Origin of the sequence: Roseovarius dicentrarchi, from assembly GCF_003316635.1 — a bacterium.
Classification (GTDB): domain Bacteria; phylum Pseudomonadota; class Alphaproteobacteria; order Rhodobacterales; family Rhodobacteraceae; genus Roseovarius; species Roseovarius dicentrarchi.
On record NZ_QNQP01000010.1, the window covers coordinates 1 to 13,187 of the forward strand.

Annotated in this window: 20 protein-coding genes; 4 read left to right on the plus strand and 16 right to left on the minus strand. The window is 62.3% G+C overall.

Going from position 1 to position 13,187, the window contains the following annotated elements; all coding sequences use genetic code 11:
• Together DQ230_RS08755 and DQ230_RS17085 are read right to left on the minus strand one after the other, a co-directional pair.
• On the minus strand, window positions 1–483 hold a 483-nt coding region (locus tag DQ230_RS08755), incomplete at its 3' end, for a hypothetical protein (protein WP_203228028.1).
• Entirely contained in the window at window positions 480–698 is a 219-nt protein-coding gene (locus DQ230_RS17085) for a hypothetical protein (protein ID WP_162497404.1), read from the minus strand. The genes DQ230_RS08755 and DQ230_RS17085, both read right to left, overlap by 4 nt.
• A 63-nt stretch (window positions 699–761) precedes the next feature.
• Here DQ230_RS17085 and DQ230_RS08760 point away from each other — a divergent pair, with 63 nt between their 5' ends.
• The gene (locus DQ230_RS08760) at window positions 762–1,277 is read left to right on the plus strand and encodes a helix-turn-helix domain-containing protein (RefSeq protein ID WP_113912216.1); all 516 of its coding nucleotides are present in this window, start codon (window positions 762–764) and stop codon (window positions 1,275–1,277) included.
• A gap of 206 nt (window positions 1,278–1,483) precedes the next feature.
• On the opposite strand, the gene DQ230_RS17090 is transcribed toward DQ230_RS08760, so the two are convergent.
• The 3 genes from DQ230_RS17090 to DQ230_RS08765 all read right to left on the minus strand — a co-directional run bounded on the left by DQ230_RS17090 (window position 1,484) and on the right by DQ230_RS08765 (window position 2,485).
• The gene (locus DQ230_RS17090) at window positions 1,484–1,723 is read right to left on the minus strand and encodes an ABC transporter permease (protein WP_203228029.1); all 240 of its coding nucleotides are present in this window, start codon (window positions 1,721–1,723) and stop codon (window positions 1,484–1,486) included.
• A gap of 242 nt (window positions 1,724–1,965) precedes the next feature.
• The gene (locus tag DQ230_RS17440; RefSeq protein ID WP_275263529.1) at window positions 1,966–2,097 is read right to left on the minus strand and encodes a hypothetical protein; all 132 of its coding nucleotides are present in this window, start codon (window positions 2,095–2,097) and stop codon (window positions 1,966–1,968) included.
• A gap of 46 nt (window positions 2,098–2,143) precedes the next feature.
• Window positions 2,144–2,485: a zinc ribbon domain-containing protein YjdM gene (locus tag DQ230_RS08765; RefSeq protein ID WP_113912217.1), complete on the minus strand. Its 342-nt coding sequence runs from the start codon at window positions 2,483–2,485 to the stop codon at window positions 2,144–2,146.
• A 183-nt stretch (window positions 2,486–2,668) separates the two neighbouring features.
• On the opposite strand from DQ230_RS08765, the gene DQ230_RS08770 reads away from it, so the two are divergent.
• Window positions 2,669–3,475 (plus strand): lysophospholipid acyltransferase family protein, encoded by an 807-nt coding sequence (locus tag DQ230_RS08770; RefSeq protein ID WP_238987471.1) that lies wholly within the window; start codon window positions 2,669–2,671, stop codon window positions 3,473–3,475.
• A gap of 3 nt (window positions 3,476–3,478) precedes the next feature.
• On the opposite strand, the gene DQ230_RS08775 is transcribed toward DQ230_RS08770, so the two are convergent.
• The 7 genes from DQ230_RS08775 to DQ230_RS08805 all read right to left on the minus strand — a co-directional run bounded on the left by DQ230_RS08775 (window position 3,479) and on the right by DQ230_RS08805 (window position 9,227).
• Complete coding sequence (locus DQ230_RS08775) at window positions 3,479–3,949, minus strand: GNAT family N-acetyltransferase (protein WP_113912219.1); 471 nt, start codon at window positions 3,947–3,949, stop codon at window positions 3,479–3,481.
• Window positions 3,946–4,875: a 3,5-dioxohexanoate:acetyl-CoA acetone transferase gene (gene kce / locus DQ230_RS08780; protein ID WP_113912220.1), complete on the minus strand. Its 930-nt coding sequence runs from the start codon at window positions 4,873–4,875 to the stop codon at window positions 3,946–3,948. The genes DQ230_RS08775 and kce overlap by 4 nt, the downstream gene beginning before the upstream one ends.
• Window positions 4,875–6,209, minus strand: a complete 1,335-nt coding sequence (locus tag DQ230_RS08785; RefSeq protein WP_113912221.1) for an aminotransferase family protein — start codon at window positions 6,207–6,209, stop codon at window positions 4,875–4,877. The genes kce and DQ230_RS08785 overlap by 1 nt, the downstream gene beginning before the upstream one ends.
• A gap of 9 nt (window positions 6,210–6,218) precedes the next feature.
• Window positions 6,219–6,980, minus strand: a complete 762-nt coding sequence (locus tag DQ230_RS08790) for an amino acid ABC transporter ATP-binding protein (protein WP_113912222.1) — start codon at window positions 6,978–6,980, stop codon at window positions 6,219–6,221.
• Window positions 6,981–6,990: 10 nt separating this feature from the next.
• Window positions 6,991–7,647: an amino acid ABC transporter permease gene (locus DQ230_RS08795; protein ID WP_113912223.1), complete on the minus strand. Its 657-nt coding sequence runs from the start codon at window positions 7,645–7,647 to the stop codon at window positions 6,991–6,993.
• Between the two features lie 39 nt (window positions 7,648–7,686).
• Entirely contained in the window at window positions 7,687–8,334 is a 648-nt protein-coding gene (locus DQ230_RS08800) for an amino acid ABC transporter permease (RefSeq protein WP_113912224.1), read from the minus strand.
• Window positions 8,335–8,435: 101 nt separating this feature from the next.
• Window positions 8,436–9,227 carry a transporter substrate-binding domain-containing protein gene (locus DQ230_RS08805; protein ID WP_203228030.1) on the minus strand — a complete coding sequence of 264 codons (792 nt, stop codon included), beginning with the start codon at window positions 9,225–9,227 and terminating at the stop codon, window positions 8,436–8,438.
• Between the two features lie 141 nt (window positions 9,228–9,368).
• Between DQ230_RS08805 and DQ230_RS08810 the strand changes: the two genes are divergently transcribed.
• Both DQ230_RS08810 and DQ230_RS08815 read left to right on the plus strand, forming a co-directional pair.
• On the plus strand, window positions 9,369–10,325 hold the full coding sequence (locus tag DQ230_RS08810; RefSeq protein ID WP_113912226.1) for a LysR family transcriptional regulator: 957 nt from the start codon (window positions 9,369–9,371) through the stop codon (window positions 10,323–10,325).
• A gap of 80 nt (window positions 10,326–10,405) precedes the next feature.
• Entirely contained in the window at window positions 10,406–11,137 is a 732-nt protein-coding gene (locus tag DQ230_RS08815) for an SDR family NAD(P)-dependent oxidoreductase (protein ID WP_113912227.1), read from the plus strand.
• 81 nt (window positions 11,138–11,218) lie between these two features.
• Here DQ230_RS08815 and DQ230_RS08820 read toward each other — a convergent pair whose 3' ends face one another.
• The 4 genes from DQ230_RS08820 to DQ230_RS08835 all read right to left on the minus strand — a co-directional run bounded on the left by DQ230_RS08820 (window position 11,219) and on the right by DQ230_RS08835 (window position 13,121).
• Window positions 11,219–11,638 (minus strand): YbaN family protein, encoded by a 420-nt coding sequence (locus DQ230_RS08820; protein WP_238987472.1) that lies wholly within the window; start codon window positions 11,636–11,638, stop codon window positions 11,219–11,221.
• Window positions 11,639–11,794: 156 nt separating this feature from the next.
• A complete protein-coding gene (locus tag DQ230_RS08825; RefSeq protein WP_113912228.1) occupies window positions 11,795–12,574 on the minus strand; it encodes a gamma-glutamyl-gamma-aminobutyrate hydrolase family protein in 780 nt (259 codons plus the stop codon).
• Window positions 12,575–12,668: 94 nt separating this feature from the next.
• Window positions 12,669–12,857, minus strand: coding sequence for a DUF2256 domain-containing protein (locus DQ230_RS08830; protein WP_338050506.1), 189 nt, complete (start codon window positions 12,855–12,857; stop codon window positions 12,669–12,671).
• A gap of 39 nt (window positions 12,858–12,896) precedes the next feature.
• Window positions 12,897–13,121 (minus strand): hypothetical protein, encoded by a 225-nt coding sequence (locus DQ230_RS08835; protein WP_113912230.1) that lies wholly within the window; start codon window positions 13,119–13,121, stop codon window positions 12,897–12,899.
• Between the last annotated feature and the right edge of the window lie 66 nt (window positions 13,122–13,187).

Sequence of the window (13,187 nt, forward strand, 5' to 3'; positions counted from 1 at the left end):
CGAAGTGCTGGCCCGCACGGGGCTGCCCTTGTGACCGGGCAAAAGCGCGGGCGCATAATTGATCGGATCGACGCCTTCAACAGTGTTTAAATACCGTTGAAGGGTGCGTTTATCGGTGCCTTCTGTGCCAAACTTAGCGCGGACAAGGCGCAGCCTGTCGCCCCAGCTTACCTCAGACCCAACGGCTTTCAAAAGCCTTACCATGGCCGCGCGGCGTTCGGCCTTGGCCCGCAGGCTGGCGCTTGCCGCCAGATAGCTTGCGTGGGCGTCATCGTCATAGGTGCCGGGCGCAAGGTGTGCCGCCTCAATCTCGCGGCTCAGGTAGGCAAGGCGTTCGGGTTCGGGAAGGTCTGAAACTGAAAAAATGAACCGGCCATTGCGTTCCGCCAACGGTATATCGCGAGATTTCAACCACTTGCGGACACCTTGCGGAGTGCCGGGCATCCCTTCAACGCCTACCAGTTGCGAGACGGACAACATCACTTTTCTACCAATCCGGCTGCATCTAAAACAGTAAGGCGAAGTGCATCAGCTTTTGGGCCGGTCCACTCTCCAAGAAAAGCAGCACGGACATTCTGGATGCGTGTTCCGTTGTCGCGGCTCCATTCAGTAATGGAGGTTCCTCGCATCACGAAAGCTGCGCGGGCGCTGTCATAGAGCGCTTTGCGGCTTTCCTTAAGTGTGTTAGTTGGTGACATAGATGTGAAATCGCCTTACCGTAACTACGATAGTAGGCTAGGCTTTCTTTAGAATGTTTGTCAATGGGTGACAAAGCAATTCCAAGTGAATTGGTTCAGCGACTGCACGTTCTTCGGGCGCAGCAGGGCATGACAATTCAGCAAATGGCTGAGCGATGCGGCATCCCCAAAAGCTCGCTAGAAAGCTACATGAGGCTGAAAGGTGCAAAACGTCCCGGTGTGGATGCTCTGATTGCTATCGCTGATGAGATGGGGGTTTCCATTGACTGGCTGGTGGGTCGATCTGCTGATAGCTTCTCGACTAAGCTAACTCAAAAGGACTACGCGCTTGCTTGTTTCGCCGTCGTCAGTTCGCTCTTGATTTGGGTCCGGTCTAAACAAGCCCAAAGCGAAAGTAGCATTATTGATGACGATAGCTTCGCGGGCATACCTGACGCGGAGATTGCCGCGCGCAGCATGATGCAATTTGTCGAAGCAATCCAGCGCTACGATAAGACTGGTGAACGGGTCAGCAGCCTTAGGCGCGAGTTCCAAGCTCACATGGAAAAGGCTTTAGAAACTGAGGAAACCGGAAACTGAATCGGTTTCCATTCTCGCAGGTTATGGGCAAAATTGCCCACGACCTCAAAACTCACCCATTGATTTCATTGCATAAAATTTTGAGCGGCATAAGCAAATCAGCCAAAACCGCCCCCAATGTGACAAAATCACTGAAATGCCCCCTCACTAACCCATTGAAATCATTGTCCCCAAAAAGTCAGGGGTGACAAAACAAGTGAAAGCGCTCAGCCCGAACCCGAAGAGCCAGCAGCGCCCCCCCCCTGTCGCCGTGGCCGGATCGACCTTGAGCGCAGCGTGATGACCAGCGCCGGTTCACCGCCCGAGTTTATCGTGTCCTCGACCAGCCCGACCACGCGGAACGGATCACGCCCCAGCCGGATCGTGTCGCCCGCCGAAAGGCCCGATTTGGCGTCGGCCACCCTCTCGATATGCGATTGCCGTAGCCTGCGGCCTGCGGCGATCACTTCCGGCCCGCCGTACAGTCGGGCGGTGGCGTTGGTAGTGCCGCCGGGGGTTTTCGACGCCTCGGCACCAGCAACAGCGCGCCGCCGGCTGGCGGCAGGTCGCGCTTTATCACGCCGGCCGCCTGCCCTTGGGCCAACTCTGCTGACAGCAGCCCCACCAGTTCCGCCATCAGCGCCCGCGCCGAGCGGCGCAGATCAGTGCCGCGACCCGAGGCGCCGGATCGTCGGAAGTTTGCAGCGCGTCATTCCACACGTTCCCAAGCCGCTGCGATATGCCCGACCGCGTCAGCCACCGATTGCGTGATCAGCCGATCCGGCCCCTCCTCATCGGCAGAGCTTGCGGCCGGCATGCACTCACCAACGACAGCTATCATGCGAATTTCCGCCGTTATCAAGAAACCTGCGGGTTTCAGAAACCGGTCAGTCCGAGGCTTTCTTAACGAATTGCGATTTCAGGCCCATCGGGCCAATGCCGGGAACCTTGCAATCAATGTCGTGGTCGCCGTCCACCAGACGAATATTGCGCACGTTGGTCCCGACCTTGACCACCGATGACGACCCTTTGACCTTCAGATCCTTGATCACCGTCACCGTATCTCCGTCGCGCAGCACGTTACCGACGCTGTCGCGCACCTCGGCAGACTCCGCGCCGGGGGCGCCGGGCGCCCATTCATGGCCGCATTCGGGGCAGATCAGCAACGCGTCCATCTGGTAACAGAACGCAGAGGCACATTCGGGGCATGGGGGCAAACGATCACTCATGGCCCGGCTATAGCCTTGATGCGCGCCCTTGACCAGACGCAGACGCGGCGGCGCAAATATCGCCCAAGCGCTTTCGCACTTGGCGATCAGTGCGTTTGCACCCATATACGCCTTGTGCCCACCCGACATTTCATCACCTTCTGGCATCATCTGCGATATGCCCCATTGCTCTCTGCGCTGACCATGTCCCGGCGGCGCGGTTTCGACGCGCGCGTGCGGGCGTTCGGCAACTTTCTGGGGTTCGTCGCGCGGTGGGTGCCTGTGGCCCGGCACCGGCTGGACCGCGAGCTGACCCGCGTGGTCCCCGACATGCCCCGCCCCGAGCGGATGAGACTGTGCCGCAATATCGGCCGCAACATGGGCAGGACACTGTACGAGATCTATAACTGCGCCGAATTTCAGCGCCAGCCGAACCGTATCACCACCTCCGGCCCCGGCCTTGGCGCGCTGGAGGCGGCGCGCAGCCGCGCCAAGGGCGCGATCATCGTCTCGGGCCATTTCGGCCAGTGGGAGGCGATCCGCGCGGTGCTGAAGGCGCGCGGCATGGAAACCGGTGCCGTTTACCGCCCGCAATCCAACCGCCATTACCAGCGCCGCCTGTTGGCCGGCATTCAGGCAGGCGGCCTGCCGATCATGCCCACCGGCAAGATCGGGACCAAGGCGCTGGTCAGCCATCTGCGCAGCGGCGGCTTTATCGCCATACTGCTGGATGAAAAGGTGGTTGACGGGGTGCGCATGTCCTTTCTGGGGCATGATGCGCTGACATCGCTCGCCGCGGCGCGGCTGGCGCTGAAATACGATATCCCGATGGTGCCGGCCTATGGCACCCGCACCGGCGACGGCAGCAGTTTCGCGGTAGAGTTCGAGGCCCCGATCCCGCCCAGCGATGCGCTGGCAATGACGCAGGCATTCAACGACAGCCTGTCGGCGCGGATTCTGGACAAGCCCGATCAATGGTATTGGATGCTGCGCCGCTGGCAGGGGTTATAGGCGCTACCCGGCGTCCCGTAGAACGGTCAGGGGTGCGCCTTCCAGCAGCATAACGGTATCGGCATCCTGCGGCTGGAATCCCAGCCGGTCATAGACGGCGCGCGCAGCGGGATTGTCTGAATAAACCGTCAGTTTCAGAAAACGCGGCGTGCCCCAGATGGTCTGGTTCAGCGCCGCCGACAGCAGGCGCCGCCCCATGCCGCTGCCGCGCGCCGCCTCGGCCACCCACAGATCGCTGACATAAACGCCCGGACCGCCGTGGATGGTCGAAAACATCGGCATCGCCAGCAGCGCGCCGGTGCCATCCGCCGCCATCAGTCCCAGCGCAAAGGGCTGCGGTCCGAACAGCGCGGCGCCCAGCGCATCCGCATCCGCGCGGTGCGCATCACCCAGATGATCCGACAAATGCCGCAGTCCGGCGTGAAATGCGGTCAGTGTCTCAGGTGTGACGGTCTGGATCAGCGGCGCCGTCATTGAATCGCCACCCGGTCGCCACCCTTGAGGTGCAGCATCGCGCGCGCCTCCTGCGGGCTGGCCACCTCGCGGCCCAGATCCTCGACAATACGGCGGATCCTGGCCACCTGCTCGGCGTTGTTTTTGGCCAGCGTGCCGCGCGATATCATCAGCGAATCCTCCAGTCCGACGCGCACATGCCCGCCCAATATTGCCGACATGGTGATCAGCGGCATCTGGTGGCGCCCGGCCGCCAGTACAGAAAATGTATAGCTGTCGCCAAACAGCTTGTCCGCGATCAGTTTCATATGCGTCAGGTTTTCCGGGTCCGGCCCGATGCCGCCCAGCACACCAAAGACGAACTGGATGAACAGCGGCGCCTGCACCAGACCGCGATCCACGAAATGTTTCAGCATGTAAAGATGGCTGACGTCGTAACACTCGAACTCGAACCGCGCGCCGCGCTGTTCGCCCAGCTCGGTCAGGATATGGGCCATGTCGCGCGGGGTGTTCTTGAATATCAGATCGTCTGTGCCTTCCAGAAACGGCTTTTCCCAGTCAAATTTCCACTCGGCTATCCGCTCTGCCGCCGGATAAAGTGCGAAGTTCATCGTGCCCATGTTCAGGCTGCACATCTCAGGCTCGGCTTGCATCGGTGCGGCCAGCCGCTGCTCCAGCGTCATGGTGGCGCTGCCCCCCGTCGTCAGGTTCAGCACCGCGTCGCAGCCCTGCTTGATGCGTGGCAGGAAGGCATTGAAATGCTCCGGCGCGGCGGATGGGCGCCCGTCATTGGGGTCGCGCGCGTGCAGATGCAGGATGGCCGCGCCCGCCGCGGCCGCGCCGATGGCGTTTTCGGTGATCTGATCGGCGGTGATCGGCAGGTAAGGCGACATCGACGGCGTGTGGATCGACCCGGTGACGGCGCAGGTGATGATGATCTTCGACATTATTCCGCCGCCAATCCGGGCATTTCCGCCATGAACTGCGCCAATGAGCGGTCCAGCATATCGGTCATCTCGTCCAGCTGATCCTCGGTCACGATCATCGGCGGGCAGACCAGGAAATGATCGCCCGAAGTGCCGCCGCGCGTGCGCCGCGAATAGATGATAAGGCCGTTGTCATAGGCGATATCGACCAGACGGGAATGCGCGTTCAGCCCCTTGGGCAGCGGCGCCTTTGTACCGCGATCCGCCATCAATTCGAACGCCGTCAACAGCCCCTTGCCGCGCACGTCGCCGATCAGCGGATAGCGTTGCATCAGGCCGCGCAAACGCTCGGCCAGCTTGTCGCCCATCCTTGCGGCGTTTTCGACCATTCCCTGCCGGGCAATCTCGTCCAGCACGGCGCTGCCGGCGGCGCAGGCCAGCGGATTGCCCGCATAGGTGAACCCATGGATAAAGCCGCCCGCGTCCATCACCGCCTCGACCATATCCTCGCGCGCGATCATCGCGCCCAAGGGCGCATAACCCGCGCCGAACCCCTTGCTCAGGCAGATCAGATCGGGCGCGGTGCCCCAATGTTCGGCCCCGAAAAACGCGCCGGTGCGCCCGCCGCCGGTCATCACCTCGTCATGGATCAGCAGCACGCCGTATTGGTCGCAAATCTCGCGCACCCGCTGCATATAGCCGGTGGGCGGCACCAGCGCGCCGGTGGAGGCGCCGCCGACAGGCTCCACGATAAAGGCCATGACGGTTTCCGGCCCCTCGTCCAGAATCTTCTGCTCCAGCATGTCGGCGTAATACCAGCCGGTCGCCTCGTCCTCGGGGTCCAGCCCGTCGAGATAGGCGCGCGGCGCCGGCACCTTGGGCATGCGCTGCATCATCGGATCGAACGGCGCCGTCATGGTGGACATGCCGGTGATCGCCAGCGCGCCCAGCGTGCAGCCGTGATAGCTGGGAAAGCGCGAAATCACCTTGTAACGCTGCGCCTGCCCTTGGGTCAGAACGTATTGGCGCGCCAGTTTCAGGCAGCTTTCCACCGCCTCGGAGCCGCCGGAGACAAAGAACACCTTGTCCAGACCCTCGGGCGTCAGCGCCACGATCTTTTCGGCCAGTTCCTCCGACGCCTCGGTCTGGAAATGCAGGCGATAGCCGAAGGTGGATTTCTCCATCTGCGCGCGCATCGCGTCCAGAACGGCGGGGTTGGAGTGGCCGATATTGGACACCATCGCGCCGGACGATCCGTCGATATACCGCTTGCCGTGGACGTCATACATATAGATGCCCTCGGCCCGGTCCAGCACGGGGCGCGGCGATTTGGTCTGATAAAACAGGTTCGACATGTTGTGCCCCTAGCGGCTGAGATGTTTGCGCAGGAAATTCTTGGTGCGCTCTTCTTTCGGGTTCTGAAAGATAACGCCGGGCGGTCCTTCCTCGACCACCACGCCGCGGTCCATGAACAGAACCCGGTCGCAGACACTGGCGGCAAAATCCATCTCGTGGGTGACGATGATCATGGTCATATGCTCTTCGGCCAGCTTCTTCATCACGAGGTTCACCTCCTCGACCAGTTCGGGGTCTAGCGCCGATGTCGCCTCGTCGAACAGCATCACCTTGGGTTTCATCGCCAGCGCGCGGGCGATGGCCACGCGCTGTTTCTGCCCGCCCGACAGGCGCGAGGGGAACACGTCGATCTTGTCCGACAGGCCGACATGGGCCAGCTGCTGCTCGGCCAGTTTGTTGGCGTCCGCGCTGCTCATCCCTTTCAGCATCTTGGGCGCCAGCGTAATGTTGTCGCGCACGCTGAGATGCGGGAACAGGTTGAAGTGCTGGAACACCATGCCGATGTCCTGACGCACCTGATTGACGTGCTTTTCATACTGGCGGTGCGGCAGCGATCTGTTGATCTGCACCCCCTCCAGCCAGACCTCGCCCGAGGTGAGCGGATCCAGCTCGTTGATGGCCCGCAGCAGCGTCGATTTGCCCGAACCCGAAGGCCCGATGATGGCCACGATCTGGCCGCGTTCCACCGTCAGGTTGATGTCTTTGAGAACCTCAAGCGCGCCAAAGCTTTTGGCGGCGTGGCGGATCTCGATAAAGGGGGTATCGCTCATGGAAGGCTCCTCAGCGCTGGGCCGCGATGCGGCGCTCAAGGCGGCGCAGCACGGCCTCAAGGCACAGGTTGATGACGTAATAGCAGGCGGCGGCGGCCAGGTAGAATTCGAACGGGCGATAGGTGCGGCTGATCGCCTGCTGCGCCGACAGCGTCAGCTCGGCCACGCCGATCACCGACACCAGCGCGGAATCCTTCAAGAGCGCGATCATGTTGTTGCCCATGGGCGGCACCACCGCCTGCACCGCCTGCGGGATCACGATGCGGCGCAGCGTCTGCCCGCGCGACAGGCCCAAAGTGCGCGCGCCCTCATACTGGCCCTTGTCCACCGACAGGATCGACGCCTGTATCAGCTCGGAATTATAGACCGCGAAATGCAGGCCCAGCCCGATCACGCCCGCGACAAAGGCAGGCAGGTCAATGCCGATCTGGATCAGGCCGAAATAGATCAGGAAAAGCTGCAACAGCAGCGGCGTGCCCATGAACAGCCACGCAAACAGCCGGAACGGCAGGCGGATCACCCAATGGCCATAAAGCGCGATCACCGCAAAGATGATACCGCCGAAAAAGCTGAGCAAACCGGCGCCGATGGTGATGGCGATTGTCCAGACCATACCGATCAGCAGCATGTCGAAATATCCGGGGACGACCGTGAAATCAAGACCCATGGCGGCCTCCTGTCAGGGATGGGGCAGTGCGTGCGGCGCTCATGAAATACGCGCCCGGCGGTCCAGCCAGTTGATGCCCTGCCCGACGATATAGATGAAGATCATGTAAAGAACGCCGGCCATCAGGAACATCTCGAACGGCTTGTAGGTGGACCCGATAAAGCGCTGCGCGGTCTGGGTCAGTTCGATCACCGAAATCGGCGCCAGCAGCGCGGTGCCCTTGATCAGCGCGTTGATATTTACGCCCAGGGGCCGGATCATCATGCGCGCGGCCTGCGGCAGGATCACCTTGCGCATGGTCTGCCATTTGCTCATGCCCAGCGTGCGCGCCGCTTCGGTCTGGCCGCGATCCACGGACAGGATGGCGCCGCGGATCGTCTCGGTCATGTAGGCCCCGATATTGACGCCCAGCGCGATGGTTCCGGCGGTGAACGCATCCAGATTGATACCGATCTGCGGGCCGCCGAAATAGAGGATGAACACCTGAATCAGCGCGGGCGTGCCGCGAAACAGGCTGACATAAGCGGCCGCGATCCAGCGCAAGGGCGCCAGCCGCGACAGCCGCATCGACGCCCCCACCGCGCCGCAGGCAAGGCCCAGCAGACAGGTCAGCACCGACAGCTGCACCGTGACCAGCGCAGCCTGAAGGAAGAACGGGTAAACCCGCAGCATCAGCTCGATATCCAAGGGCGATCTCCGGTGATGGTGATGCCTGACGGCGCTGCGGAAGTCAGGCAAGGTGCCGGGGCGCATGATGCGCCCCGGCTTGCTGAAGTGTCACGCGGGGTTTAGCGGATGTCGCCGCCGACCCACTCGTTCGCCAGCTCCATGTAGGTGCCGTCTTCCATCATGCTGTCCAGCGCCTCCTGCATCGCGGCCTGAAGCTCGGGGTTGTTCTCGCGGATGGCGATGCCGGCGGGGAAGGCTTCGGCGTCGGGTGCGGGGATCTCGGCCAGATCGTACTGGCCCGATTTCATCGCCAGCAGCACCGGGATCGAATCGTTGATGACAACGTCGATCCGGCCATTTGTCAGCTCCATCAGCAGCTCGGGCAGGCCCTTGTACGTCTTGACGTTATAGCCCTGATCGCGCGCCCACTGGTCATGCGTCTCGCCCAGCGTCAGACCGACGGTGACATCGGGATCGCTCAACTGCTCCAGCGATGTGATGTCGGACCCGGCAACGGTGAAAAACGCCCGCTTGGTGTTGTAATAGGGGCCGACAAAATCAATCACCTTGTCGCGCTCCTCGGTGATCGACATGGAGCCGACGACCGCGTCAAACTTGTTCGCGATCAGACCGCCGATGATGCCGTCCCACGCGGTGGTGACGATTTCCGTCTCAAGGCCCATACGCTTGGCAATCTCGGTGCCGATGGAGGGATCGAACCCGACAACTTCATTGTTTTCATTGACAAAGTTGAAGGGCGGATACTGCCCTGTCATGGCGATGCGCAGAACGCCCGCCTCCTTGATCGCCTCCAGATCATCGGCAAATGCCGGCTGCGTCATCATCGCGCCCATCAGCGCGGCGCCGCCCATCAGGACAGTCCGGCGCATCATCCTAGCAATCATCGTCATGTATCAATTCTCCCGTTGTGTTGTATCTGTTTCAGGCTGCGGCACCGCAAAGATGCGCTCTTTTGGCCTTGGCGAAAGGTTTGCACAGCAATCAAACATCATGCAAATAGATAATGAGAATGCCGCAGATCGAGGATATCTATGGTGCAGCCCTATGATCAACGCTTTGTCTGGAACCTGGACTGGAACCTTTTGCGCACCTTCATGGTGATGGTCGAACAGGGCGGCATCACCCCTGCGGCCACGTTTCTGGGCCTGAAACAGCCCACCATCAGTTCCGCGCTGAAACGGCTGGAGGCGCAGGTGGGCCAGCGGCTGGTCAACCGGTCGTCGACCCATTTCAGCGTCACCCCCATGGGCGACGTGCTGCACCGCGAGGCCAGCACGATCTTTGGCTCGGTCATGCAGCTGCCCATTTTGCTCAGCGGGGCCGAGGATGGGGTGACGGGGCAGATCACCATCGCACTGGCCAGCCATATCGCCTGCCCGCATTTCGACGCGGTGCTGGAGCGCTTCAACGCCGCGCATCCCGGCGTGACCTACACGCTCAGCATCATCGAAAGCGAGGAGGTCATCACGCAGGTACAGCAAAACCGCGTGTCATTCGGTATCTGCCTTGTCTCGCACAAACGCCCCAAGCTGGACTACCGGGTGCTTTATCGCGAATATTTCGGCCATTACTGCGGACCGGGCCACCGCCTGTTCGGCAAATCGGGCCTCAAGCTGACCGATCTGGAGGATGAGGTCGCCGTATCGTTCCAGACCGACAGCGCCGCCGGCCCGCTGTTCGAGCTGGCCGGGCTGCGCGCCCGCGCAGGAATGCGCCCCAAGCTGAAGGGCGTATCCTCCAGCCTGTCCGAAGTGCGGCGCATGATCATGTGCAATATCGGCATCGGCGCCCTGCCCGTGCATGTCGCCGCGCGCGACGTCGCCGCCGGGCGCCTGTGGCAACTGCCGCCCGCCACCGGGCTGCCGGCCATCGACATTCACGTCGTCACCAACCCCGCGCGCAGCCAGAACCCCGCCGAAGCGGTGCTGCTGCAAATGCTGATCGATGACATCAACAGCACCCCCCTGCCCGCCCGCTCCTACACCTGACACGCGGCCGCGGCGACTGCACACCGTTGACACCGCTCCCGCGCAGGCTAGTAATTGTCGCCAACCCCCGGAGGGATCCCATGACCAACAGAACACTTCTTCTGACCGGCGCAAGTCGGGGCATCGGCCACGCGACGGTCAAGTCGTTCCAGGCCGCCGGATGGCGTGTGCTGACCGTGTCGCGCACGGCCTTCGACAACCGCTGCCCATGGCACGCGGGCGCCACCGACCATTTTCAGGGTGACCTGGCCGACGCCGGCGCGCGCGCCGATCTGGTCGCACGGGTGCGCGAGGCGCTGGGCGGCACCGGCCTTGGTGCCATTGTCAACAATGCCGGCATTTCGCCCAAGGGCGAGCGCGGCACGCGGCTTGGCATCGCCGATACTGCGGATGACGTCTGGCATCAGGTGTTCAACGTCAACCTGTTCGGCCCGGCCGCCCTGATGCGCGATCTGATGCCCGAACTTCAGCAGGCGCAGGGCTGCGTGGTCAATGTCGGCTCCATCGTCGGCAGCCGGGTCCATCCCTATGCCGGCGCCGCCTATGCCTGCTCCAAGGCCGCTCTGGCCGCGCTGACGCGCGAGGCCGCAGCCGAATTCGGCCCTCGCGGCATCCGTACCAACATGGTCACACCGGGCGAAATCGAAACCGAAATCCTGTCGCCGGGGACCGAGGAAATCACCCGCACCATCCCCCTGCGCCGCCTCGGCCAGTCCGAGGAGGTCGCACGCATCGTCCTGTTCCTGTGCTCATCGCAAGCATCCTACGTCAACGGCGCCTCCATCGACGTCAATGGCGGCCAACACGTCTAACCCGCGAACAGGAAACCGCGCCCCAAGGCGCCGCACCCCATGGCTTTTCTTGGTAAAAATACCCAAAAGCCCACGGCCCCATCAGCGCCCCGCACCTGACGGGCGGCTCAGCACATACGCCGCCGCCCCGGCCATGCAGACAGCCTGTATCGCTATCAAACCCCATGCCAGCCCGCCAATGATCGAGCCAAGCAAAACCGCCGCCATGACCGTGCATGCGATCACCTTGTACTTGGGCGCAATGACGCCGCTTTGCTCCCAGTCCACGATGATGGGGCCAAAGATGCGGTTGCCCGCCAGCCACGCCCGCAGGCGCGGCGCACTGCGGGCAAAGGCGAACGCCGCCAGCAACACAAACGGCGTCGTCGGCAGCAGCGGCAGGATCACCCCCACCGCGCCCAGCGCCAATGATACCGCGCCAACGCATATCCACAGCGCGCGCATGATGGCGCCGACCGGACGCGCCGGGCTATCGCCGGGTTTGGAGGGATCTGAACACATGATGTCTCGCAATGTTGCCAGAAATGGCGATGATTGACTTAGTGCATCCTCGGCGAACTGGCCAGCCCGCCACCAAAGCGCACCATCTGGCTTTTCTTGGTGAAAATACCCAAATCCCGTCGCATGCTGAACTTGCAAGGATTTGCTGCTATCGCCCTACGCCGATTTCAGCACCGAAACCGGGCCTTCGCCAGCGGCCCAGTCGCGTGCCGCAGCGCCGAACGCCTCGAACAGGGGGCGCGACACGGGATCGCGGGCCGCGTTCCATTCAGGATGCCACTGAACCGCCAGCGCGAAACCGGGCGCGTCCGCGATATGGATCGCTTCGGCAGTGCCGTCGGGTGCGTAGCCGTCGACACGAACGCGCGATCCCGGCACGTTCACGCCCTGCCCGTGCAGGGTGTTCGTCATCACACGGCGCGCGCCCAGCAATCTGTGAAACACGCCGCCCTCGGTAAAGGTCACGACGTGGCGCAGCGCAAACTGCTCTTCCAGCGTGCCATCGGGCGGCATGCGATGGTTGTCACGTCCCGGCAGGTCGCGAATTTCCGGATGCAGCGTCCCGCCCAGCGCGACGTTGATTTCCTGAAACCCGCGGCAGAGGCCAAGGATCGGCTGCCCGGCCTCGATGCACGCCCGCACCAAGGGAAGTGTGATTGCATCGCGCGCCGTGTCAAACGCACCGTGGGCGGCTGTCGGCGGCTCGCCATACGCCTCGGGATGCACGTTCGCCCGGCCGCCGGTCAGGATGAAGCCGTCGCAAACCTCCATCAGTTCTGCAACACTGACCAGCGCCGGATCGGCGGCGATAATATAGGGCATTCCGCCCGCCACATCCGCCGCCGCCTCAAGGTTCATGCGCCCGACGGCATGAACCGGATAGCGGTCGTCGATGACATACTGATTGCCGATAATTCCGATGATGGGGCGCCGCATGAAAATCCTGCTCAAGAGAGTTTGACCGGCTCATTTTGACGCAAGCAGACGAATATTCAACCCCGCGCGCCGCCGCTGAGCCTACACCTCTGACCTAGCGGTTTGTCCCAGTCCCGCCAATGCGTGCGCGCCTACATCTTTCGCTGCAATATTTCACTTCGTCCCAGACCGCCGCCCATTTGCGCCGCCACGTAAACGGGCGGCCGCATGTCACGCACAGCTTGGTAGGCAAATCGCCCTTGGCTTTATGTTTCAAATCAAAGCCTTGATCGGTATGTTGCAACCCAGAACACGCGCACTCAAGCCAACCCGCGCGACCACATCATTCAGCAGCGGCGGGCGTCGGCATGCCCTCGCCGGGGACCTCTGAACTCACAGCCCCCTCGGTGGCGCCGTCGGTCGAAGGATCGTTCCCTGAATAGCTGAGCCACGTCACCAGAATGAACAGCAGGCCAAAGGCAAAGACAACCACCGCGATCATCCCGGCGATTGGCGTCTTGTGGGCTGGCTTCTTTGTCTCTGTGTTGGTGTCAGGTGCCGACATCATGCATCCTCCGCAATATGATTTCCGCCCGCCTTCGAGCGCCGATTATGGCCATTGAAGGCCCGGACA